We start from the raw sequence: 23047 nt of genomic DNA, 5'->3' as shown, positions 1-23047 counted from the left end.
GGGGGCTTCGGGCATGGCTCAGGCCTCCGCCTTGCGCGCGCCGCCGCGCAGCCGCGGGTCCAGCACGCCGTAGAGCAGGTCCACCACCAGGTTGGCGGTGATCATGGTCATCGCCACGAGCAGCAGGATGCACTGCACCACCGCGAGGTCGCGGTTGGCGACGGCCGTCACCAGCAGCCGGCCCACGCCGGGCCAGGAAAAGACGCTCTCCACCACCACCGCGCCCGCGATCAGCGAACCGAACATGAAGCCGATGATGGTGACAGTCGGGATGGCGGCGTTGGGCAGGGCGTGGTTGGCGACCACGCGCCGCCAGGCCACGCCCTTGGCCGAGGCCGTGCGGATATAGGGCTGGCCCAGCACCTCCAGCATCGCGCTGCGGGTGAAGCGGGCCAGCGCCGCCGCCCCGCCGATGCCCAGCGTGATCACCGGCAGGATGGCATGGCGCCAGCTCTCCTGCCCGCCCGAGGGCAGCCAGCCCAGTTGCACGGCGAAGAGCAGCACCAGCAGCAGCCCCAGCACGAAGGAGGGGATGGTGAAGCCCGCCACCGCGAACATCATCACCGCCCGGTCCAGCGCCGAGTTGCGATAGAGGGCCGCCAGGATGCCCGCCGGGATGCCCAGCGCCAGCTTGATGACCAGCGCCGGCACGGTCAGCGCCAGCGTGGCCGGGATGCGCTCCAGCACCAGCACGATGGCCTCGCGCCCGTCGCGCATGGAGCGCCCGAGATCGCCCGAGAAGATGGCGCCGAAATAGGAGATGTATTGCACCCAGAGCGGCTCATCGAGACCCCAGGCGGTGCGGAAGGCATCCACCGCCTCGGGCGGCGCATCGGCGCCCATGATGATCTGCGCCGGGTCGCCCGAGAGGCGCAGCACGACAAAGGCGAAGGTGACGACCATCACGATGGTGATGGCCGCGCGCACCAGGCGCGTGGCGGTGAAGCGCAGCATTCAGGCGACCCTTTCGAGGGGCGTGGTCCAGGCCTCGGCCGGGAGGTCGTCATCCGCGCGGTGGCAGGCGACGGTGCGGCCATCGCTGGCGCGTGGGGCGAGTTCCGGCACCACGGCGCGGCAGATGTCGGTGGCGAAGGCGCAGCGGGGATGGAAGGCGCAGCCGGAGGGCCGGTCCGCCGGGTTGGGCGGGTCGCCCTGCAGCACGATGCGCGGCGCGAACCTCGCCCCCGCCCGCCGCGGCTGCGGAATGGCCGAGACGAGGGCCCGGCTGTAGGGGTGGGCGGGACGGTGCAGCACGGCATCCGGCTCGCCCTCCTCCACGATGCGGCCGAGATACATCACGGCGACGCGGTGGCTCACCTGGCGCACGGCGCGAAGGTCATGGCTGATGAACAGCATGCCCACCCCGCGCTCGGCCTGGATGTCGGTGAGCAGGTTCATCACCTGCGCCTGGATGGAGACGTCCAGCGCGCTGATCGGTTCGTCGCAGACCAGGAAGGCCGGATCGGTGGCGAGCGCGCGGGCCAACACGGCGCGCTGCCGCTGCCCGCCGGAGAGTTCATGCGGGTAGCGGGCCGCATGGTCACGCCGCAGCCCCACGCTTTCCAGCAGCGGGATCACGCGCGCGTTGTCGAGGCCATGGATTTCCAGCGGCTCGGCCACCTGCGCGCCGATGGGCAGGCGGCGGTCGAGCGCGCCCAGCGGGTCCTGGAACACCATCTGCATGCGCGCGCGGCTGCGGCGCCATTCGGCGGAGTTGGGGCTGGGCATGGGCGTGCCGTCGAAGCGGACCTCGCCGCTGTCAGGGCGTTCGAGCCCGAGTGCCAGCCGCCCGGTGGTGGACTTGCCGCAACCCGACTCACCAACAAGGCCAAGCGTGCGGCCGCGTTCAATGGTCAGGGAGACATGGTCCACCGCGCGGACCTCCACGCTCCCGCCCAATATGCCGCGCCGCAGCCGGTAGCTGCGCGAGACGCCGCGGGCTTCGAGCAGGGCGCTCATGCGTGCTGCATCGCGGTCATCCGCGCCGGTGCCACGCGCAGGCAGGCCGCCCGGTGCGCGGGGCCCACGGGGACATCACTTGGCATCTCCGCCTCGCAGGCGCCCATGCGGGCGGGGCAGCGCGGGGCGAAGGCGCAACCCTTGGGCATGGCCCAGGGCTCCGGCACGCCGCCCGGAATGGCCGAGAGGCGCCGGCGCGCGCCATCCAGCGGCGGCAGCGCACCCAGCAGCCCCTGGGCATAGGGGTGGGCGGGGCCGTCGAAGAGGCGCTCGACGGGTGCTTCCTCCACGATACGGCCGGCATACATGACCGCCACGCGCTCGCAGCTGTCCGCGACCACGCCAAGGTCATGGCTGATCAGCACCAGGGCCATGTTCCGCTCGCGCCGCAGCGCGCGCAGCAGTTCCAGGATCTGCGCCTGGATGGTGACGTCCAGCGCCGTGGTAGGTTCGTCGGCCACCAGCATCTCGGGGTCGCCGGCCAGCGCCATCGCGATCATCGCGCGCTGGTTCTGCCCGCCGGAAAATTCGTGCGGGTAGGCATCAATGCGGCGCGCGGCGTCAGGGATGCCTACCAGGTCGAGCAGGCGCCGCGCCTCGGCCCGCGCCGCCGCGCCCGTGATGCCCCGGTGCAGCGCCAGGGCCTCCATGATCTGCGTGCCCACGCGGTGCACGGGGTTGAGGCTGCTGGCCGGGTCCTGGAAGATCATGGCCACACGGCCGCCGCGCACGCGCTCCAGCGTGGCGGGCGGCGCGCCAAGCAGTTCCTGCCCGTCCAGCTTTACGCTGCCGGTGACGCGGGCCTTGCCGGGCAAAAGGCCCAGCGCGGCAAGCCAGGTCACGGACTTCCCGCAGCCGGACTCGCCCACCAGCCCCAGCGCCTCGCCGCGCGCCAGGTCGAGGTCAATGCCGCGCAGCGCGGGCTGCCCGTCGAAGCTGACATGCAGGTCGCGGAGCGAAACCAGCGGCGCCGTCATGCCGGGAAGGCCAGGTTGCCGGCGCGGAAGTCGAGCGGCCAGCCGCGCGACGCCTTCCATTGGATGTCGCGCCGCTTGGCCACGAAGGTGGCTGCCGTGTGCAGCACCATGTAGCCGGGGTCCTCGCGCTCGATGATCGCCAGCATGCGCTGGAACACCACGCGGCGACGGGCGCGGTCGGTGCTGCCCTCCAGCTCGACCGAGAGGCGGTTGAACTCCTCATTCGTCCATTCGCGGTTGCGCTGGAGCGGCCCGCCGGGGCCCATGGCGCGCGCCAGCGAACCCACGGGGTCGCTGAAGACATGGGTGTTGGACCAGTCGCGCACGCCACGCGTGGGGCCCGGCTCCTGGATCTGCGACCAGTTCTCCATCATCTGGAGCTGGACGTTCAGGCCCGCGGCCCGCCACATCTCCACCATCACCTGCGCGGTGGCGGTCTGGTTGATGTAGTAGTTGTTCAGGCAGCGATAGGGGATGGGCTCGCCGCGATAGTTGGCCTCGCGCAGCAGGCGCCGCGCCTCGGCCAGGTCGAAGCGGGGGTTGTCCCACTCGCGCAGATACATGTCGCCAAAGAACTCAAGCTGCATGCCGCGCGGGATCTCGGTGCGGCCGGCCCAGAGCGCCTCCACGATGGCGCGGCGGTCAATGGCGTGCGTCATGGCGCGGCGCACCAGCGGGTTGCGCAACATCGCGTGGTTCTGGTCGAAGACGATCAGGCGGATATTGTTGATGGGGCTGCCCAGCACCTCGAAGCGCGCGTTGCGCTCGACGGCCGCAACCTGGTCGGGCGGGATGTCGGTGGCGAAATCCACCTCACCCGAGATCAGCGCGTTGATGCGCGAGGAGACCTCCGGCACCTCCAGGATGCGGACGCGCCGCGCCGGCGGGCGCCCGCCCCAATAATCGTCATGCGCTTCGAAGGTCAATGACTGGTCGGGGCGGAACTCCACCACGCGATAGGGGCCGGTGCCCACCGGCTGCCGCGCCCAGGCGAGCCAGTTGCCCGCCGCCTCGAAGGCCGCGCGCGAGAGGATCACGCCCACATTCTGCGCCACCCGCCCTTCGATCGTGACATCGGGCGTGCGGTTGATGAAGCGCACCACGCCCTCGCGCACGATCTCGACGCGCTCCAGGCCGGGGAAGGTACGGCGGGCGGTGGCGATGACCTCGGGCTGGGGTTCGAGGCCGTCCTGGCCGGCCGTGATGCCGCCGCGCGTGCGGCCCTCGCCGCTGCCGAAGAGGCGCGCACCCGCCAGCGAGAACTGCACATCCTCGGCCGACATGGTGCGGCCGTCATGCATCTTGACGCCCTGGCGCAGGTCGAACTCAACCGTGCGATCATCCACGCGGCGCCAGGCGGAGGCGAGTTCGGGCACCTGGCCCATGTCGCCCGTCCAGTTCGTGCCGATCAGGCTTTCGGCGTAGAGGGTGGAGATGCGGAAGCCCACATTGGACTGCTCCCGCGGTGTCTCCAGCGTGTTGGAGTTGGAGATCTTCTGCACGGCCACCGTCACGGTGGGGCGCTGGTCGGACTGCGCCAGCGCGGGGGCGGCGAGGCCGATTGCGGGCAGCAGGGCAAGGTCGCGACGGCGCATGGGGTCAGGCCCTCCAGTTCGTGGCGCGGAAATCCATGAAGAAGCTCTGCGAGGCGCGCCATTCGATGTCGCGGCGCTTGGCGGTGAAGCTCGCATTGCGGTGAAGCACGACGTAGCCGGGGTCCTCGCGCTCGATGATTTCGAGCATGCGGCGCCACACCACGCGGCGGCGTTGCTGGTCCATGCTGGTTTCCAGCTCCGCGGCCAGGTCGCCGAATTCCTCGTTGCGCCACTGGTTGCGCAGCCAGGGGGCGCCGGTGCGGCCCCAGCTGCCCGACATCTGCACCGAGGGGTCCGGTACCACGGCCGAGGCCGACCAGTCGTGCACCCCGCGCGTCTCGGGTTCGCCCGCCAGGATCTGGCTCCAGTTCTCGACCATCTGCATCTGGATGTTGAGGCCCAGCGCGCGCCAGCCCTCGGTCATGATCTGCGCGGTGGCGGTCTGGTTGGTGTAGTAGTTGTTCAGCACGCGGTAGGGGATGGGCTGGCCGCGATAGCCGGCCTCGCGCAGCAGGCGGCGGGCCTCGGCGGGGTCAAAGCGTGGCACCTCGATGTCGCGCAGGTACATGTCGCCGTAGAATTCCCATTGCAGCCCGCGGGGCACGCTGGTGCGGCCGGACCAGAGGGCGGCGATGATGGCCTCGCGATCAATGGCGTGGGACATGGCGCGGCGCACCAGCGCATTGGCCAGTACCGGGTGCGACTTGTTGAACAACAGGTAGCGGCTGTTGTTGATGGGGCCTCCCACCACCTCGAAGCGCCTGTCACTCTCAACGGAGCTGATCTGGTCGGGGGGAATGTCGCTCGCGAACTGCACCTCGCCCGAGAAGAGCATGTTCAGGCGGGACGACACTTCCGGCACCTCGGCGAAGCGCAGGCGGCGGATGGGCGGGCGGCCCTGCCAATGCGCGTCATGGGCCTCCAGGGTCAGCATCTGGTCCGGGCGGTGCTCGGCCACGCGGTAGGGTCCGGTGCCGACCGGGTGGCGCGCCCAGTCCATCCAGCCGGACGAGGCCATGAAGGCGCCGCGCGGCGCGATGACGGCGATGCTGCGTGCCATCCGCCCTTCCAGGATGATGTCGGGCACGCTGCTGTGCAGGCGGATGCGGTGCGGGCCCAGCACCTCGATGCGCTCGAAGCCAGGGAAGGCGCGGCGGGCGTTCTGCACCACGGCGGGCGGCACCTCGCGCGCGCCACCGCCCCACATGCGCTCCGGGCCGAAGGAGAAGGCCACGTCATCGGCCGTGAACGGCTGGCCGTCGTGGAAGGTGACGCCCTCGCGCAGGTCGAACTCCACCACGCGGTTGCTGATGCGGCGCCAGCCGGTGGCAAGACCAGGAATGAGCGACATGTCGCCATTCCAGTCCGTGTCCACCAGCGGTTCCACGAAGTTGCGGAAGATGCGCGTGCCGACGTTGGACTGCTCACGCAGCATCTCCAGGGTGTTGGAGGTGCTGATGTTTTGCACCGCCACCGTTACCTGGGGCCGACTGTCGGACTGGGCCACGGCCGGGGCGGCGAGCCCCAGTGCGGGCAGCAGGGCGAGATCGCGGCGCCGCATGCTCAGGCCCCCCAATTGCCGGGACGGAAGTCCATGGCAAAGGCGGGGCTCGCCTTCCAGCGGATGTCGCGGCGCTTCGCGGTGAAGGTCGCGTTCTGGTGAAGCACGGTGAAGGCTGGGTCCTCGCGCTCCGCGATTTCCAGCATGCGGCGGAACACCACGCGCCGGCGGGCGCGGTCGGTGCTGGTCTCCAGCTCGCCCGAGAGGCGGTTGAACTCCTCATTCGTCCACTCGCCGACCTGCTGCTGCTGGCCGCGCGGTCCGTGCTGGTTCACCAGCGAGGAGACGGGGTCGTTGAACGGCGCCGAGTTGGACCAGTCGCGGATGGCGCGGGGCGTGCTGCGGTCGAAGATCTGCGCCCAGTTTTCCACCGTCTGGATCTGCACGTTCAGCCCGGCGGCGCGCCACATCTCGACCAGGATCTGCGCGGTGGCGTTCTGGTTCGTGTAATAGCCGGCCAGCAGGCGGTAGGGGATGGGATCGCCGCGGTAGTTGGCCTCGCGCAGCAGGCGGCGGGCCTCCGCCAGGTCGAAGCGCGGCACCGACCAGTCGGCGTGGAACATGTCGCCGTAGTATTCCCATTGCAGGCCCTTGGGCACCACGGTGCGGCCGGCCCAGAGGCTGTCCACGATGGCCTGGCGGTCAATGGAATGCGTCAGCGCGCGGCGCACGCGGGCATCGGCGAGCGTCGGGTGGTTCTTGTCGAACACCGTCAGGCGGTGGTTCAGGATGGTGCCGCCCTGCACCTCGAAGGTCCGGTTGCGCTCGATGCCCTGGATCTGGTCGGGCGGGATGTCGCAGGCGAAGTGGTACTCGCCGGAGAGCAGGCCGTTGATGCGCGAGGAGACCTCGGGCACCTCCACGAAGCGGATCTGCCGCAGCGGCGGGCGGCCGCCCCAGTAGTCGTCATGCGCCACCAGCGTCAGCGACACGTCGGGGCGGAATTCCGCGACCATGTAGGGACCGGTGGTGATGGGCTTGCGCGCCCAGTCGAGCCAGGTGGCGGCCTCGCTGAAGCCACGGCGCGAGATGATGTCGCTGCCATAGCGCGCGAGGCGCCCTTCCAGCGTCACGTCGGGCGTGCGGTTGACGAAGCGCACGCGGTGCGGGTTCACGATCTCCACGCGCTCCAGCGCGGGCCAGATGCGGCGTGCCACGGCGGGCACCTCCGGCGGCGGCTCACGCCCGCCACGGCCGGCGGCCGGGATCTGCTGGAACAGCGGCGTATTGGCGTTGGCCTCCCCGCCGAACATGCGTTCGCGGCCGAAGGTGAAGGCCACGTCCTCGGCCGTCATCACATCGCCATTGTGGAAGCGCACGCCCTCGCGCAGGTCGAGTTCCACCGTGCGGTCGTCAATGCGGCGCCATTCGGTGGCGAGGCCGGGCACGCTTTCGAGGTTGCCCATCCAGTTGCGCCCGATCAGCCCCTCCCACAGCGAGGAGTAGAAGACGCGCTCGCCCACATTGGACTGCTCGCGCAGCACCTCCAGCGTGTTGGAGTTCACGATCTTCTGGACCGCGATGGTGATGGAGGGGCGCTGGTCGGACTGGCCCAGCGCGGGGGCGGCCAGCAGCGCGGGCGGCGCGATCAGCAGCGAGCGGCGGTTCAGCATGGCGGTGTCTCTCCTGGTCACTGCGCGGCCAGCGGCAGCGCGGGGCGGGAAGGGGTGCCGCGTTCCTCGAGGCCCGAGGGGGTGGCGCGGAAATGGGTCAGCGTGCGTTCGGCGTGCCGCATGCGGTGGGAGAGGGCGCGCTGCGCCCAGTCGCGCACCTCGGCCGCGTATTCGGGCTTGTCGGCCAGGTTCTCGAACATGTGCGGGTCACGCTCGAGATCGAAGAAGAGCGGCGGCAGGCCCGAGAAGTGCACATACTTCCGCGTCCCATCCTGGATGGCGCAGAGCGCGCAATCATCCATGGCGAGGCCCAGCGAAGTCTCGGGGCGCGAGTAGAAGACGTCACGGAAGTCGTATTCGGTGAAGGCGAAGCGCCGCCAATCCTGCGGTGGCGCGCGGTGTATCAGCGGCATCAGGTCGTGGCCGTCCGAGGCGCGTGGGATCTCGCCGCCCAGTGCCGCGAGGATGGTGGGCATCACGTCCACGCTCTCGGTGAAGGCGGCCTCGACCTCGCCCGCGCGGGCGTTGTGGCCGGCGTCCTTGATGACCAGCGGGATGCGGAAGCTCTCGTCGTGATAGCCGATCTTGCCCAGCAGCCAGTGGTCGCCCAGTTGCTCGCCGTGGTCGGAGGTGAAGATCACCATCGTCTCCTCCCACTGGCCCGTCTCATCCAGATAGGCGAAGACCTGGCCCAGGCAGTCGTCGATCTCGGTGATGAGGCCGCAATAGGTGGCGCGCATCTGGCGGATGGCGGCTTCGTCGAGCTGGTTCGCCGCCCCCTCCGCACCGCGGAAGAAGGAGCCCTGCGCGACATGGCGCAGGTAGTGGTCGAGCAGCGGGTGCTGCGCCGCTTCCTCCTGCCAGGTTCCGCGTCGGATGGGCGCTGGCATCTCGTCCGGCGAATACATCGCGTTGTAGGGCGCGGGCGCGATGAAGGGCGGGTGCGGGCGATAGTAGCCCAGGTGCAGGAACCAGGGGCGCTTGCCGCGACCCTTCAGGTAGGTCAGGGCGCGTTCGGTGAAGTAGGCGCTGTCCGACAGCTCGCGCGGGATGCGGCAGGGCAGGGCGGTGACGCCGGGTTCGGCGTCCATTCCTTCAGGAAGCCAGATGTTCTCGCGCGGCTCGGGCAGGGTGTAGCCCTTGTGCGCCAGCCAGCCGAAGTAGCCGTCCATGGATGGCTCGAAGGCGCCCACGCTGCGGAACCCGTCCATCAGGTCGCCCAGCGTGGTGAAGCGTGGGTCGCGCGGACCCGTGGTGCGGGGGTCGGGCGTGGTGGTGGTGTAGCCGATCAGCGCCGGATCATAGCCGATGAGGCGCAGCGCCTTGCCCAGGTTGAAGTGGCGCGCATCGAGCGGCACGGTGTTTTGCACCGCGCGGTGGTTCATCAAATAGAGGCCTGTCAGCAGCGACGCGCGCGCCGGGCCGCAGGGCACGGTGTTGGTGACGTGGTTGCGGAAGGTGACGCCCTCGCGGCACAGACGGTCCAGGTTGGGCGTTCGCAGGAAGCCCGCGCCCAGGTGGGGAATGAAGTCCGCCCGCCACTGGTCCACCACGATGAGCAACACATTCTTCCGCCGCGCCATGCTTCGTCATTCCCCGTTCGTCGGGGCGGAGCGTTAGCCGCTGTCTGGCCACAGCTGCGTGACGGAGCGACGGAGGTTCCGTGACAATGCGCGGCGGTGCCGAATGCACTCAAACTCAATCTTGGCAATGGCCTGGCCTGCGCGACGACGCATCGGCACGGATGTCATGGCGCAGTGGTCCAGCTGAATGTTGCAATGGGACGACGCGGCCGTGGGCGTGGCGTGACACTGTCCCACCAGCCACAGGGGCACCCATGCCGCGGCGCCGCCGAGTGGAGGCGCTGGTTCGACAGCCTGGCCTGAGGCAGGACGCCGGCTTGCCAGCCCTGGGCGGCTGCGCCATATCTGGTCGTCCGGGAGAGACGCAGGGCACAAGCCCGCGGGAGATGAGATTGCAAGCAAGGCTGTTGTGCGGCCCCCTGCCTGGAGGGGCCGGCCAGTGACGCCTGTCCTGGATGTGGCGGGCCTCTCCATCCGCTTCCCCAATGGGTTGAAGGCGGTGGACGGGCTCTCGCTCCGTGTCGGCGCGGGACAGACCCTGGCCGTGGTGGGCGAGTCCGGCTGCGGCAAGTCGGCCACCGCGCTTGCGATCATCGGGCTGCTGGCCGAGGGCACGCAGGTGGGTGGCGCGGTGCGCCTCTCCGGACAGGAATTGCTGGGCCTCGCCGCGGACGAGATGCGCCGGCTGCGCGGCGGCGACGTCGCCATGATCTTCCAGGAACCCATGACCAGCCTGAACCCCGCCTTCACCGCGGGTGACCAGGTGGCGGAGGCCATCCGCGCCCACCGCGCCATTTCCAAAGCCGAGGCGGCGCGTGAGGCGGTGGCCATGCTGGAGCGCGTGCGCATCCCCGACGCCGCGCGCCGCGCCCGGCAATACCCGCATGAAATGAGCGGCGGCATGCGCCAGCGGGTCATGATCGCCATGGCGCTGGCCTGCCGCCCCAAGCTGCTGATCGCGGACGAGCCCACCACCGCGCTGGACGTCACGGTGCAGGCGCAGATCCTGGCCCTGCTGGACGAGTTGAAGCGCGAGACGGGCACGGCCGTGCTGCTCATCACCCATGACCTCGGCGTGGTGGCCGACCATGCGGACCACGTGGCGGTCATGTATGCCGGGCGGGTGGTGGAGCACGCGCCCGCCGCGCAGCTCTTCGCCCGACCGGAGCATCCCTACACCATCGGCCTGCTGGGGGCCCGGCCTTCGGCAGCCTCGCCCACGGCGCTGCTCGCTTCCATCGAGGGCACGGTGCCCGACCTCCGCACCCCACCGCCGGGCTGCCGCTTCGCGCCCCGCTGCCCCTTCCGCATCGCACGCTGCGAGACCGAGGCGCCGGCGCTGACCGCCCTCGGCGCGGAGCATGGCGTGGCCTGCCACCGCGCGCCGCTGGAAGCGAGCCTCGCGGCATGAGCGACCTGCTGACCCTTTCCAGCGTCGTGAAGCACTTCCCCGTGCGCGACGGCATGGGCCGTTCCCGCGGCGCGGTCCGCGCGGTGGATGGCGTGACGCTTTCGGTCGCGGCGGGCGAGGTGCTGGCCATCGTGGGCGAGAGCGGCTGCGGCAAGTCCACGCTGGGCCGCGTCATGCTGCGCCTCATCACGCCCGACAGCGGCCAGGTGCGCTTCTCGGGCGAGGACCTCGGCACCCTCTCGCCACGCGCGTTGCGCGCGCGGCGGCGAGAGATGCAGATCATCTTCCAGGACCCCTTCGGCAGCCTCGACCCGCGCATGACGGTGGAGGCGGCGGTGGCCGAACCCCTGCGCCTGCATGGCATCGTCCCGCCATCGCAGGAACGCGCGGAGGTGGCATCGTTGCTGGAGCGGGTCGGCCTGCGCCCCGAGCACGCGCGCCGCTGGCCGCACGAGTTCAGCGGCGGCCAGCGCCAGCGGATCGCCATCGCGCGCGCGCTGGCCTCGCGCCCGCGCCTCATCATCGGCGACGAACCAGTGTCCGCGCTGGATGTCTCGGTGCAGGCGCAGGTGGTGAACCTGCTCTCCGATCTGATCCGCGACCTCGGCCTCACCTTCGTGCTCATCAGCCATGACCTCGGCGTGGTGCGTCACCTCGCGAACCGGGTGGCGGTGATGTATCTCGGCCAGATCGTGGAGGAGGGTAGCGTGGCGGAGATCTTCGCCAACCCGCGCCACCCCTATACCCGCGCGCTGCTCGCGGCCATTCCGGGCCATGGCGGCGGCGCGCCCATCGCGGGCGATGTGCCGAGCCCCATCGCCCCCCCCTCCGGCTGCCGTTTCCGCACGCGTTGCCCGCATGCCGAGGCGCGCTGCGCGGCCGAGATGCCGGCGCTGGTGGGTGGCGTCGCCTGCCATTTCGCCGACAGCCTGCCGCCCGTGCCCGTGCCCGCGCCCGCCCCCCGCATGGCGCCCGATGCACGGCTGCTGCACCTGCAATCCTTTTTCCAGCCGGCCTCATCACAGGGAGAAACAGCATGAGACGCCATTTCGTCGCCGCGGCCTTGGCCGTGGGGGTCGCGCTCGGCACCGGGCTCGCGGCCCAGCCCGCCGCCGCCCAGCAGCACCTCCGCATCGCCCTGCGCGAGGACCCGGACATCCTCGACCCGACGTTGGCCCGCACCTATGTCGGGCGCATCGTCTTTGCCTCGCTCTGCGACAAGCTGTTCGACATCAATGAGCAGCTGGAGGTGGTGCCCCAGCTCGCCACTGGCTATCGCTGGGAGAACCCCACCACCCTCATCATCACGCTGCGCGACGGCGTGCGCTTCCATGACGGGGAGCGGATGGACGCGGAGGCCGTGGTCTATTCGCTGAACCGCCACGCCAATTTCCAGGGCAGCTTCCGCCGCAGTGAGCTGGCCGGCATGGAGAAGGCCGAGGCGGTGGACCCGCTGACGGTGCGCATCACGCTGCGCGCGCCCTCCGCGGCCTTTCTCTCGGTGCTGACCGACCGCTCGGGCATGATTCTGAGCCCGCGCGCCGCCGAGGCCGCCGGGCGCGACTTCGGCCTGCGCCCCGTCTGCGCCGGCCCCTTCCGCTTCGTGGAGCGGGTGGCGCAGAGCCGCATCGTGGTGGAGCGCTTCGCCGACTACTGGAACCCCTCCGTCATCCACCTCGACCGCATCACCTACCTGCCCATCCCGGATAACAACGCCCGCATCGCGAACGTGCAGTCGGGTGCCGTGGAATTCGCCGAGCGGATGGAGCCCGACCATGTCGAGATGGTGGCCCGCAACAACCGCCTGCGCGTGGTGCAGGTGCCGGAGCTCGGCTACCAGGGCATCACCTACAACCTGAACAACGGCGCCCGCGCCCAGACGCCCTTCGGTCAGAACCCCCGCGTGCGCGAGGCCTTCGAACTGGCCATTGATCGCGCGGCCATCAATCAGGTGGTCTACAGCGGCGCCTATACGCCGACCGCCCAGGCCGTGCCGCCCGCCAACCCCTTCCACATCCGCGACTTCCAGCCGGAGGCGCGCAACGTTGCCCGCGCCCGCCAGCTGCTGCGCGAGGCCGGCGTGCAGACGCCCGTGCGCGTGGAACTCACGGTCCCCAACAACCCGGACCTTCGCCAGGTGGGCGAGGTGATCCAGGCCATGGTGCGCGAGGCGGGCTTCGAGCTGCGCATCAACGCCATGGAATTCGCCTCCTCCCTCCAGGCGGCGACGCGGGGCGAGTTCGAGACCTATCTGCTCGGCTGGTCGGGCCGCGTGGACCCGGACGGCAACATCTACACCTTCGTCCACAGTCGCGGCCCGGCCAATGATGGCAAGTACAGCAACCCCGAGGCCGACCGCCTGCTCGACGCCGCCCGGGTGGAGCTGGACGCGGACCGCCGCCGCCAGCTCTACGCGCAGCTGAACCAGGTGGCGCTGCGGCAGGACCGTGCGCGCATGTATCTCTGGCACCGGAAGAACATCTTCATCCACTCCACGCGGCTGCAGGGCTATGTGCCGGTGCCGGATGGGATGATCCGGGTCCAGGGCCTGCGGCTGAACTGACCCATGGGCATCTGGCTGCTGCGGCGGGTGGGGCAGATCATCCCCACCCTGCTCATCCTCTCCGTGATGATCTTCGGGCTGCAGCAGCTGATGCCCGGCGACCCCGCGCTCATCCTCGCGGGCGAGGAGCGGGGCGACCCGCAGGTGCTGGCGCAGATCCGCGCCGAGCTGCTGCTGGACCGCCCCCTCCATGAACAATACCTGGCCTGGATGGGCCGGGTGCTGCAGGGCGATTTCGGCTTCTCCTGGCGTATCCGGGTGCCGGTCTCGGAACTCATTCTGGAGAAGCTGCCTGTCACCTTCCAACTGGGGCTGATGGCCTTCATCATCGCGGTGCTGATCGGTGTGCCGCTCGGCATCCTCTCCGCGGTGCGGAAGGACCAGCCGGCCGACTGGGCGGCCAATGGCGCGGCCTTGTTCGGGATTTCCATGCCGAACTTCTGGCTGGGCATCCTGATGATCCTGTTGTTCAGCGTGCAGCTCGGTTGGCTGCCGCCCTCGGGCTATGTGCCGATCACCGAGGATTTCTGGCAGTCCATCGCCACCACCATCATGCCGGCCTTCGTCCTCGGCACCGGTGTCGCCGGCGTGCTGATGCGCCACACCCGTGCCGCCATGCTGGGTGCGATGAGCCAGGACTACGTCCGCACCGCCCGCGCCAAGGGCCTGCGCGAGCGCGTGGTGGTGTGGAAGCACGCGCTGCGCAACGCGCTGATCCCGGTCGTGACGCTCGGCACGATCGAGTTCGGCCGCCTGCTCTCGGGCGCGGTCCTGACCGAGCAGATCTTCTCCATCCCGGGCTTCGGCAAGCTGGTGGTGGATGCGGTGTTCAACCGCGACTACCCGGTGGTGCAGGGGGTGGTGCTGGCCACCGCCCTCATCTTCGTCCTGCTGAGCCTGCTGGCGGACATCCTCTACATGGCCATCAACCCGAGGCTGCGCCGCGCATGAGTGCCGTGATCCAGGCGGGCGAAAGCCCCACGCAACGCGCCATCCGCCGCTTCCTGCGGCACCGCCTCGCCATGGCGGGCCTCGTCGTGGTGGTGCTCTTCGTGCTGGTGGCGGCCTTCGCGCCGCTGCTGGCGCCACAGGACCCGAACCAGACCTCCTGGTCCGCCATCCGCCAGGCACCCTCCGCCGCGCATTGGTTCGGCACGGACGAGAATGGGCGCGACGTGCTCTCGCGCGTCATCTGGGGCGCGCGCGCCTCGCTGATGGCGGGCGTGCTGGCGGTGCTGGGCGCGGTCATCATGGGCGTGCCGATCGGGCTGCTGGCGGGCATGGCGGGCGGCTGGGTGGACGCGGTGATCTCGCGCATCGCGGATGCCATGTTGTCCGTGCCTTTCCTCATCCTGGCCATCGCGCTCGCGGCCTTCCTGGGACCGGCGTTGGAGAATGCGATGCTCGCCATCGCCATCTCTGCCTCGCCGGTCTTTGTCCGACTGGCGCGCGGCATGGCGCTGGAGGCCATGTCCACCGACTGGGTGGAGGCCGCGCGCGCCCTGGGCAACCCGCCCTGGCGCACGGCCATCGTGCATGTGGCGCCCAACATCGTGCCGCCCCTGATGGTGCAGGCCACGCTCTCCATCGCGGAGGCCATCATCGCCGAGGCCTCGCTGTCCTTCCTGGGCCTCGGCATGCAGCCGCCGGACCCGTCCTGGGGCTCCATGCTGAACTCGGCGCAACGCTTCCTGACGCAGGCGCCCTGGCTCGCCATCTTCCCGGGGCTTGCCATCTTCCTGGTGGTGCTGGCCTTCAACCTGGCGGGGGATGGGCTGCGCGACGCGCTGGACCCGCGGTCGGATCGCAAGTAGCCGGCTCAGGCCGGCTCCCGCATGGCCTCCGGGTCGAAATGCGGGATGGCAGCCAGTAGTTCCCGCGTGTAGTCGGCCTGGGGTGCGGCGAAGAGGGCGGCGCTCGGTCCCTGTTCCACGATGCGGCCTTGGCGCAGGACGATGGTGCGCTCGCACATCATCCGCACCACGTTGAGATCGTGGCTGACGAAGAGATAGCCCAACCCATCCTCGCGCCGCAGGTCGTCCAGCAGCTTCAGGATCACCGCCTGCACCGAGACATCCAGCGCCGCCGTCGGCTCGTCCAGCACCAGCAGGCGCGGGCGCGTGGCGATGGCGCGCGCGATGCCCACCCGCGCCTTCTGCCCGCCCGAGAGCTGGTGCGGGAAACGGTCTAGCAGGTCACGCGGCAGGCCGCAGCGTTCGGCGCATTCCTCCACACGGGCGCGCAGCGCGGTCTCGGATGGCAGGCGGTCCAGCCGGCGCAGCGGGTGGGCGATGCTGTCGAAGGCGCTGAAGCGCGGGTTGAGGCTGTCCGTCGGGTCCTGGAAAACGATCTGGATGTCACGCCGCTGCGGCGCCTTGTGGAAATGCCGTGCGGGGGTGGCCGCGATGGAGTGGCCGTCGAAGATGATCTCGCCCGCCGAGGGGTCGATCAGCCGGCAGATCAGGCGCGAGATGGTGCTCTTGCCCGAGCCGCTTTCGCCCACCAGGCCGAGGCTCTCGCCGGGCTCCAGCGTGAAGGAGACATCATCCACCGCGCGGGTGCGGGCATATTGCTTGGACAGCCCCTGCACCTCCAGCAGCGGCGGCGTGCCGGGGGCGCGGGGCATGCGGCGCGGCGGGGGAGGGGAGTCGCCCTCCACCAGGTCGGCCACGGTGGAGGTGCGGGTGGGCGAGGCCGCGATCAGCCGGCGCGTGTAGGGATGGGACGGCGCCTGGAACAGCCGCGCCGCCGCGCCTTCCTCCACCACCAGGCCACGCTCCATCACCGCCACGCGGCGGCAATATTGCGCGGCGAGGCCGAGGTCATGCGTGATCAGGATCATGGCCATGCCGCGCTCGGCCGTGATGCGGGCCAGCAGGTCCATCACCGTCTTCTGCGTGGTGACGTCGAGGCCTGTGGTAGGCTCGTCCGCGATCATCAGCGCGGGTTCGCAGGCGATCGCCATGGCGATCATCACGCGCTGGCACATACCGCCCGAGAGTTCGTGCGGATAGGCGTCGAGATTGCCCTCCGGGTCACGGATCAGCACGGCGCGCAGCAGATCGAGCGCGCGCGCCCTGGCTTCGGCCGCGGACACTTGGTTGTGCGCACGTAGCACATCGCCGATCTGGCGTCCCACGGTGCGGATGGGGTTCAGCGCCCCGCGCGGGTTCTGGAAGATCATGGACATGGCACTGCCGCGCAGCTCGCGCAGTTCGTGCCGCCCGGCGCGGGTGATGTCGCGACCGCGGAAGCGGATGCGCCCCTGCGTGATGCTCCCCGCGCGGTCGAGCAGATGCGTGACCGCATAGGCCGTGACCGACTTGCCCGAGCCGCTCTCGCCCACCACGCCCAGCGTCTCGCCAGGCGCCAGTTGCAGGGAGACGCCGCGCACCGCGTCCACCGGCCCGCGCCTGGTGGAGAAGCGGATGTGAAGGTCCTCGACCTCGAGCAGCGGCGCGGTCATGTCCGCATCCTGGGGTCGAGGATGTCGCGCAAGCCATCGCCCAGCAGGTTGAAGCACAGCACCGACAGCATCAGCGCCAGGCCGGGAAAGACCACCAGCCACCATTGGCCGGAGGTGATGAAACGCGCGCCCTCGGCGACCATGATGCCCCATTCCGGCGTGGGCGGCGTGATGCCGAGCCCGATGAAGGAAAGCCCCGCCGCGTTCAATATCGCCCAGCCGAGGTTCAGCGAGATCTGCACCGCCATGGCCGGCAGCACATTGGGCAGCAGGAAGCGCAGCACCACCGAGAGGTCGCTGTCGCCCGAGGCGCGCGCGGCCTCCACCCAACCCAGGTTGCGGCGGACATTCACCTCCGCGCGGGCGAAGCGGATGTAGAAGGGCAGGTTGATGAAGGCGGTGGCGAGGATGATGTTCTCGATGGAATTGCCCAAAGCCGCCACCAGCGCCATCGCCAGCACGAAGAGCGGGAAGGCCATCAGCACGTCCACCAGCCGCCCCACCACGCGGTCCAGCGTGCCGCCCACATAGCCGCAGAAACTGCCCACCACCGCGCCGATCACGAAGGAAAGGCTGACCGCGGAAAACGCGATGGCGAGGTCCACGCGCGTCCCGTAGAGGATGCGGCTGAACACGTCCCGGCCCAGCTGGTCGGTGCCCGCCCAATGCGCCGCACTCGGCGGTTGCAGCGCGTTGGGCACGTTGGAGGCGATGGGGTCGTAGGGCGCAAGCCAGGGGGCCAGGAAGGCCACCAGGATCAGCAGCGTGGCCCCCGTGGCCGCCGCGGCCGTCACCAGGTTGCCGCGCAGCACCCAGCCCACATGGCGCAAGGTGGCGCTCATGCCACCGAAGCCCGGGGGTCAGCCACGCCATAGAGAATGTCGATCAACAGGTTCACCATGACGAAGATGGTCGCCATCAGCAGCACGAAGCCCTGCACCGGCGCGTAGTCCGAGGCCAGCAGCGCGTCGAGCGCGTAGGAGGCGACGCCCGGCCAGGAGAAGACCTTCTCCACCAGCACATTGGCGCCCAGCATGGTCGAGAAGACGATGCCCGAGATGGTCAGCACCGGCAGCAGCGCGTTCCGCAGCGCATAGACCACGATGATGCGCCAATGCGACAGCCCGAGGGACTTCGCCGTCCGCACGAAATCGCTGCCCAGCACCGCCAGCATGGAGGCCCGCGTCATCCGCGCCAGCGGCGCCAGCACGAAGAGCGCCATGGTGGACGCCGGCAGGATCAATTGCCCCGCCGCCGCCCGCCATCCTTCCCAGTCCCGCACCAGCGCGAAGTCCACCAGCAGGAAGCCCGTGATCTCGGGCGGCGTGGCCGCGAAAATGTCGAGCCGCCCCGTCGGGTCCGGCGCCCAGGCCAGCAAATAGTAGAAGACATAGATCAGCAGCAGGCCGGAGACGAAGGTCGGCACGCAGACGCCCAGCGTGCAGAGGAAGCGCACGACATGGTCCACCAGCGTGCCCGGCCGCAGCGCCGCCACGATGCCCAGCGGGAGTGCGAGGCTCAACGCCAGCAGCAACGCCGAGAAGGTGAGTTCCAGCGAGGCCGGCAGCCGCTCGACCAGATCCGTCCGCACGGGCTGCCCCGTGGTCATGGAATTGCCGAGGTTGCCCCGGGTGATGTCCCAGAGGTAGCGCACCAGCTGCTCATGCATGGGCCGGTCCAGGCCCATCTGCTCGCGCACAATGTCGATCTCGGCCTGGCCGGCGTTGGCGCCGGCGGCGAAGAAGACCGCCGGGTCTCCGGGCAGGACGCGCATCAGCAGGAAGGTGAAGACCAGCACGCCGAACAGCGCCGGCACGGCGGAGAGCAGGCGCACGCCCACCCGCCGCCCCACCGCGCCCCATTTTCCCCCGCGCGGCGCGGGTGCCGCGATCTCAGACACGCTTGAGGTCGCGGAAATCCGCCTGGCGGTAGAACCAGTAGGTGTAGCCGTCCACGTTGCGGGCCATCACCGCCTCATGCAGCGGCTGCCAGGCGAGGATGAGGGGCACCTCGGCGGCGAGGATCTCGATCATGCGCTTGCAGGCTGCGTCGTAGCGGGCGGCGTCCGTCTCGAACTGCGCCTCGCGTGTCAGCGCGTTGATTTCCTCGTTGTTGAAGCTGGCGAAGTTCCAGCGCTGCGGCCGCGTGAAGTAGAGGCGGAAGAAGTAGTCCGGCGCCGGCAGCCAGGCGGTGCCGCCCTCGGTGTAGAAGGGCAGGGTGCGCTCGGCCTGGCCGGTGTTGAACTGCGCGTCGGGCAGCTTGCGGATGTCCACGTTGATGTTGATCCGCGCGAGCGATTCCTTCATCAGCGCCGCCATCGGCTCCGCCCAGGCCGAGACGCCCGTGCCGATGGTGAAGGTGGTCGAGAACCCGTTCGGGTGCCCCGATTCGCGCAGCAATTCGCGCGCGCGCTCGAGGTTGGTGTGCAGCGGCATGGGCTGCGGGAAGTCGGAATTGGGCGGCGTCGTGGTCCAATCCGCGCCGAACAGCGCGCGGCCGCGGCTGAACAGCGCCGCCTGGAACATGTCCTGGTAGGGCAGGGCGGCGGCGATGGCCTGGCGCACCTTCACATCGTCGAAGGGCGCCATGGTGTTGTTCATGGAGATGTGCGTGAAGCCATTGGTCTGCGGCACCGAGACCACCTTCACCCGCCCGCGCTGCGCGAGTGCGGCCACATCGCTCGGCTGCAGATCAATGGAGAGGTCGGCATCGCCGCGTTCCACCAAGTTCGCGCGCGTCGCCACCTCGGGCACGGTCTGCACGATGACGCGGCGGAAGCCCGGCTGCTCGCCGCCGCGCCAGTTGTCGTTGCGGCGCAGGATGGTCTGGGTACCCGGCCGGTGCTGCTCGACGATATAGGCGCCGCCGGCGGCCGAGTTGTCCTTCAGCCAGTTCAGCGCCCAGGGGTCGTCCGTGGTGGCGTGGCGCTTGGCGAGCGTGGAATTGATCATGATGGCGTAGGGCACGCACATGTTGGACAGCGCCAAGCGGTCCGGCCGCTCCACCATCATCTCCACCACGCGCGGCCCCGCGATGCGGAACTGGTCGGGGCTGGTGATGGAGCCCGTGGACATCTGCGGCGGCGCCAGCGAACGCGCGGAGACGGCGCGGTCCAGCGACCACTTCACATCCTCGGCGGTGACGGGCGTGCCGTCATGCCATGTGGCCCCCTGCCGGATGTGGAAGGTGAAGGTGCGGCCATCGGGGCTGCGGTCAATGCGCTCGGCCAACTCGCCGCGGATCTCGTTGTGGTCGAAGACCCAGTTGTCGCCCAGCCGCTTGCGGCCGAAGGCGGCCAGACGGTCGTAGACGTTCATGCTGAGGCCGAAGCTCTCGCGCGTGGAGCCGGGCACGCTCGGGTCGAGCGAGTTGACGGTGTTGCCCGTCACATAGCGCAGCGTCTCGGCGCGCGTCTGGGCCGAGGCCTCGCCCGCGGGCAGGGTTGCGCCCATGGCAAGTCCGCCCGCGGCGGCGAGGCCCTGTCTCCGATTGAATTCCATGCTCGTCCACCTCCGGTGCGTGGCCGGTGCGTGGCGTCGAACTCCCGGTGCGGAGGTTAGGACGTTGTCGGGCGGAAGCACAAGCAAGGGCGGGGGCCCTCAGGCGTGGCCGACCGGCCCCAGGCTGTCGGTGCTGGTGGCCCGCACCACGGAGGCGAAGAGGCGCAGCGCATCCGGCCCGCCGCGGTCCTGCAACATGCCGCCCTCCATCTCGAAGGCCAGGAGCTCGGCATGTTCGGCCAGGGTTTCCGCGGCGCGGCGAAGGGCTTCGCGCGCGAGGACGAGCTGGAGTTCGTCGGGCAAATGCTTCCAGTCCGGCGAAGACATGGGGGGCTATTCCTGCTGCCCGCCCTTCTGGCGGCTGGTCACGCGGGCCGGTTCGGCCGATTGCGCCCTTATCCCCCGCAAAACCTTAACAGGGGGTAAATGCGCCTCAGGTGAGGCGCAGCGTCACCCGGCCCAGCAGGTCGAACTCCACCTCCACCGCGCAGGGCCCATCCAGCCAGATGGGCGGCGTGACCGAGCCCAGCCACACCACCTGGCCCGCCTTCAGCCCGCCGAATTCCCGTGCCGCGCCCGAGCCCGCGAGCCAGGCCAGCGCCTCCAGCGGATGGCCCAGCAGGTCCCGCCCGAAGCCCGACCCGCGCACCTGGCCGTCCACGCGCAGCTCGCCCCGCGCGGCGCCCAGGTCCAGCGCGCGCCAATCCCCGACCGGCGCGCCCAGCACGCCCGAGGCATGGAACACCTGGTCCGCGATCAGCGTGGGGGTGCCAAGCTGTCCCAGGTCGCCATAGCGCTTTTCCACGATCTCGATGGCGGCGAAGACCTCGGCCACCGCCTCGGCCGCGGCCTCGCGGGTGGTGGGGCGGGCGGGCATGTCGCGGCCGAGTCGCACCGCCACCTCGCACTCCACGCCGGCATTCAGGAAATCGGCGTAGGCGACGCTCAGCCCATCGGCGTTGATGGAGCTGGCCGGGACGAAGCCCGCGGCCGGCCCGCCCAGACCCAGGATCTCCTGCATCTGCCGCGTGGTGGCGCCGATCTTGAAGCCGGCGGGCGGAATGGCGCCCTGGGCCTCGGCCACGCGACGCTGCACGGCATAGCCCTCGGCCTCCGTGCGGGGGGCGGCGCTTCCCAGCGGGGCCAACACCCGCTTGGCGCGCCAGGCGTCGAGGATCATGGCGGCGGCATCGCTCATTCGGTCATTCCCTCACCAGTTCATAAAGTGCCACGGCCGCGGCGGCCGAGACGTTCAGGCTTTCCATCGCGGGCATGATGGGCAGGCGGACCAGCTCGTCGCAATTCTCGCGTGTCAGGCGCCGCAGCCCCTCGCCCTCGGCCCCCAGCACCAGCGCGACGCGCCGCCCCTGCAAGCCCGATTGCGCGAGGGTGACGGGCCCCGCCGCCTCCAGCCCCACCACCCAGAGCCCGGCCTTCTTCAGGGCCTGCAGGGCGCGGGAGAGGTTCACCTCCCGCAGGATGGGCACGACCTCCAGCGCGCCCGAGGCGGCGCGGGCGAGCGAGCCCGTCTCCTGCGGGGCATGGCGGTCCTGCATCACCATCGCCGCCGCGCCGAAGGCGGCGGCTGAGCGCAGGATGGCGCCGACATTGCGCGGGTCGGTCACCTGGTCCAGCACCAGCACGGGCCCGGTCGAGCCTTCCAGCACCTTCTCCAGCGACAGCGTGGGCAGCGGTTCGACCAGCAGGGCCGCGCCCTGGTGGACGGATTCGGGCGGCAGCAGCGCCGCCAGCCGGTCCCGCTCCACCAGTTCGGGCGTGATGCGCCAGGGGTTGGGCACCCGCTCAGCCAATTCGCGCTCGGCCTCGCGCGTCACCAGCAGGCGGCGCAGGCGGCGGGCGGGGTTGGCCAGGGCGGCGGCGACCGGGTGCAGGCCGTGCAGCCAGACGCCCTCGGCCCCGCCCCTGGAACCCTCGGCCGCACGTTGGGGGGGCGGGCGATGGGCGGCGGGGCCGCGCGGGCGCGGCGATGGGCGGTTGGGGCGCATGACCCCCATGAAGCCCGCCCGTCGCCTGCTGACAACCCATGGCCCCCTGCCGTAGAAGGACGCGCCTGGCCGGGTTAGCTCAGCGGTAGAGCAACCGCCTTGTAAGCGGTAGGTCGTCGGTTCAATCCCGACACCCGGCAGGGCACGGTCACATTTCCTCACCTCCCTGGGCCGGCTTCGCCACGCGGGCGTTACAATGGGGGTGCATGGTCTGCTCATCGGACGGAACATTCCGCCCGGATTTGAGGAGACCACCATGGCCCAGTTTCGCATTCCCTCCCTGTTCGGTGCCGCCATCCTGGGCGCCGGCCTGCTCGCGGGTGGCGTCGCCTTCGCCCAGCCCGCCCCCGGCGCGGGTCCGGGCGGTGGTCCGGGCGCCCGCATGTTCCAGCAGCTCGACACCAACAATGACGGCCGCATCACCTGGGACGAGGCCTGGGGCGTCGTCACGCAGCGCTTCCAGGCCGCGGATGCCGACCGCAGCGGCGGGCTGACGCCGGAGGAGTTCGCCAACATGTATCCGCAGCGTCAGGGCCGCCAGCAGCAGGAAGGCCGGGGCCAGGCCACCGGCCCGCGCGCCGAGCGGATGCAGCAGCACCGCGCCGCCATGTTCCGCGGCCTCGACGCCAACCGCGACGGCGTCGTGACGCTGGAGGAGATGCGCGCCCCCGCCGAGATGCGCTTCCGCATGGCGGATGCGAATGGCGATGGCGCCATCACCCGTGACGAACTGCCCCAGCGGCGCGCGCGCGGCGAGGGCCGCGGCCCCGGCCAGCCGGGGGCGCCGACCGCCCCCGCCACGCGGTAAGGCAG

The 23047-nt window shown here is 70.3% G+C and carries 20 protein-coding genes and 1 tRNA gene; 7 read left to right on the top strand and 14 right to left on the bottom strand.

From position 1 onward, the window contains the following. Window positions 1-18: 18 nt before the first annotated feature. The 7 genes from JTN19_RS03940 to pehA are packed head-to-tail and all read right to left on the bottom strand — an operon-like array spanning window position 19 to window position 9288. Window positions 19-954: an ABC transporter permease gene (locus JTN19_RS03940; protein ID WP_206930606.1), complete on the bottom strand. Its 936-nt coding sequence runs from the start codon at window positions 952-954 to the stop codon at window positions 19-21. Beyond that, window positions 955-1959 carry an ABC transporter ATP-binding protein gene (locus JTN19_RS03935; protein ID WP_206930605.1) on the bottom strand — a complete coding sequence of 335 codons (1005 nt, stop codon included), beginning with the start codon at window positions 1957-1959 and terminating at the stop codon, window positions 955-957. Continuing rightward, window positions 1956-2936, bottom strand: coding sequence for an ABC transporter ATP-binding protein (locus JTN19_RS03930; protein WP_206930604.1), 981 nt, complete (start codon window positions 2934-2936; stop codon window positions 1956-1958). Before JTN19_RS03930 ends, JTN19_RS03935 begins: the two co-directional genes overlap by 4 nt. Beyond that, window positions 2933-4531, bottom strand: a complete 1599-nt coding sequence (locus JTN19_RS03925; protein WP_206930603.1) for an ABC transporter substrate-binding protein — start codon at window positions 4529-4531, stop codon at window positions 2933-2935. The genes JTN19_RS03930 and JTN19_RS03925 overlap by 4 nt, the downstream gene beginning before the upstream one ends. A gap of 4 nt (window positions 4532-4535) precedes the next feature. Further along, window positions 4536-6092, bottom strand: a complete 1557-nt coding sequence (locus tag JTN19_RS03920) for an ABC transporter substrate-binding protein (RefSeq protein ID WP_206930602.1) — start codon at window positions 6090-6092, stop codon at window positions 4536-4538. A 2-nt stretch (window positions 6093-6094) separates the two neighbouring features. Beyond that, window positions 6095-7705, bottom strand: coding sequence for an ABC transporter substrate-binding protein (locus tag JTN19_RS03915; protein WP_206930601.1), 1611 nt, complete (start codon window positions 7703-7705; stop codon window positions 6095-6097). A gap of 17 nt (window positions 7706-7722) precedes the next feature. Next, window positions 7723-9288 (bottom strand): phosphoric/sulfuric ester hydrolase PehA, encoded by a 1566-nt coding sequence (gene pehA / locus JTN19_RS03910; RefSeq protein ID WP_206930600.1) that lies wholly within the window; start codon window positions 9286-9288, stop codon window positions 7723-7725. 439 nt (window positions 9289-9727) lie between these two features. On the opposite strand from pehA, the gene JTN19_RS03905 reads away from it, so the two are divergent. From JTN19_RS03905 to JTN19_RS03885, 5 genes are read left to right on the top strand one after another with little or no spacing between them, the layout of a single operon-like run. After that, window positions 9728-10699 carry an oligopeptide/dipeptide ABC transporter ATP-binding protein gene (locus JTN19_RS03905; RefSeq protein ID WP_206930599.1) on the top strand — a complete coding sequence of 324 codons (972 nt, stop codon included), beginning with the start codon at window positions 9728-9730 and terminating at the stop codon, window positions 10697-10699. Further along, window positions 10696-11739, top strand: coding sequence for an ABC transporter ATP-binding protein (locus tag JTN19_RS03900; RefSeq protein ID WP_206930598.1), 1044 nt, complete (start codon window positions 10696-10698; stop codon window positions 11737-11739). The genes JTN19_RS03905 and JTN19_RS03900 overlap by 4 nt, the downstream gene beginning before the upstream one ends. Next, window positions 11736-13262: an ABC transporter substrate-binding protein gene (locus tag JTN19_RS03895; RefSeq protein ID WP_206930597.1), complete on the top strand. Its 1527-nt coding sequence runs from the start codon at window positions 11736-11738 to the stop codon at window positions 13260-13262. The genes JTN19_RS03900 and JTN19_RS03895 overlap by 4 nt, the downstream gene beginning before the upstream one ends. 3 nt (window positions 13263-13265) lie before the next feature. After that, window positions 13266-14213: an ABC transporter permease gene (locus JTN19_RS03890; protein ID WP_206930596.1), complete on the top strand. Its 948-nt coding sequence runs from the start codon at window positions 13266-13268 to the stop codon at window positions 14211-14213. After that, complete coding sequence (locus JTN19_RS03885; RefSeq protein ID WP_206930595.1) at window positions 14210-15076, top strand: ABC transporter permease; 867 nt, start codon at window positions 14210-14212, stop codon at window positions 15074-15076. Before JTN19_RS03890 ends, JTN19_RS03885 begins: the two co-directional genes overlap by 4 nt. A gap of 5 nt (window positions 15077-15081) precedes the next feature. Here the strand turns inward: JTN19_RS03885 and JTN19_RS03880 are convergent, their stop codons facing one another. The 7 genes from JTN19_RS03880 to rlmB form a co-directional block, all read right to left on the bottom strand. After that, window positions 15082-16728, bottom strand: a complete 1647-nt coding sequence (locus JTN19_RS03880) for a dipeptide ABC transporter ATP-binding protein (RefSeq protein ID WP_206930594.1) — start codon at window positions 16726-16728, stop codon at window positions 15082-15084. After that, window positions 16725-17570 (bottom strand): ABC transporter permease, encoded by an 846-nt coding sequence (locus tag JTN19_RS03875; protein WP_206930593.1) that lies wholly within the window; start codon window positions 17568-17570, stop codon window positions 16725-16727. Before JTN19_RS03875 ends, JTN19_RS03880 begins: the two co-directional genes overlap by 4 nt. Then, window positions 17567-18628 carry an ABC transporter permease gene (locus tag JTN19_RS03870; RefSeq protein ID WP_340643269.1) on the bottom strand — a complete coding sequence of 354 codons (1062 nt, stop codon included), beginning with the start codon at window positions 18626-18628 and terminating at the stop codon, window positions 17567-17569. The genes JTN19_RS03875 and JTN19_RS03870 overlap by 4 nt, the downstream gene beginning before the upstream one ends. Continuing rightward, complete coding sequence (locus JTN19_RS03865; RefSeq protein ID WP_242530843.1) at window positions 18621-20180, bottom strand: ABC transporter substrate-binding protein; 1560 nt, start codon at window positions 20178-20180, stop codon at window positions 18621-18623. Before JTN19_RS03865 ends, JTN19_RS03870 begins: the two co-directional genes overlap by 8 nt. A gap of 147 nt (window positions 20181-20327) precedes the next feature. Continuing rightward, window positions 20328-20555: a hypothetical protein gene (locus JTN19_RS03860; RefSeq protein ID WP_184383012.1), complete on the bottom strand. Its 228-nt coding sequence runs from the start codon at window positions 20553-20555 to the stop codon at window positions 20328-20330. Window positions 20556-20661: 106 nt separating this feature from the next. Next, window positions 20662-21426, bottom strand: a complete 765-nt coding sequence (locus JTN19_RS03855; RefSeq protein ID WP_206930591.1) for a 2-keto-4-pentenoate hydratase — start codon at window positions 21424-21426, stop codon at window positions 20662-20664. Between the two features lie 4 nt (window positions 21427-21430). Then, window positions 21431-22243, bottom strand: a complete 813-nt coding sequence (gene rlmB / locus JTN19_RS03850) for a 23S rRNA (guanosine(2251)-2'-O)-methyltransferase RlmB (RefSeq protein WP_206930590.1) — start codon at window positions 22241-22243, stop codon at window positions 21431-21433. Between the two features lie 59 nt (window positions 22244-22302). Between rlmB and JTN19_RS03845 the strand changes: the two genes are divergently transcribed. Beyond that, window positions 22303-22374, top strand: a tRNA-Thr gene (locus JTN19_RS03845). 116 nt (window positions 22375-22490) lie between these two features. Then, window positions 22491-23042 carry an EF-hand domain-containing protein gene (locus tag JTN19_RS03840; RefSeq protein WP_206930589.1) on the top strand — a complete coding sequence of 184 codons (552 nt, stop codon included), beginning with the start codon at window positions 22491-22493 and terminating at the stop codon, window positions 23040-23042. Window positions 23043-23047 lie beyond the last annotated feature (5 nt).

The organism is Roseococcus thiosulfatophilus (assembly GCF_017311575.1).
Lineage (GTDB): Bacteria > Pseudomonadota > Alphaproteobacteria > Acetobacterales > Acetobacteraceae > Roseococcus > Roseococcus thiosulfatophilus.
The sequence above is the reverse complement of the archived record's forward strand: the minus strand, read 5'-3'. Positions and strand labels throughout refer to the sequence as shown.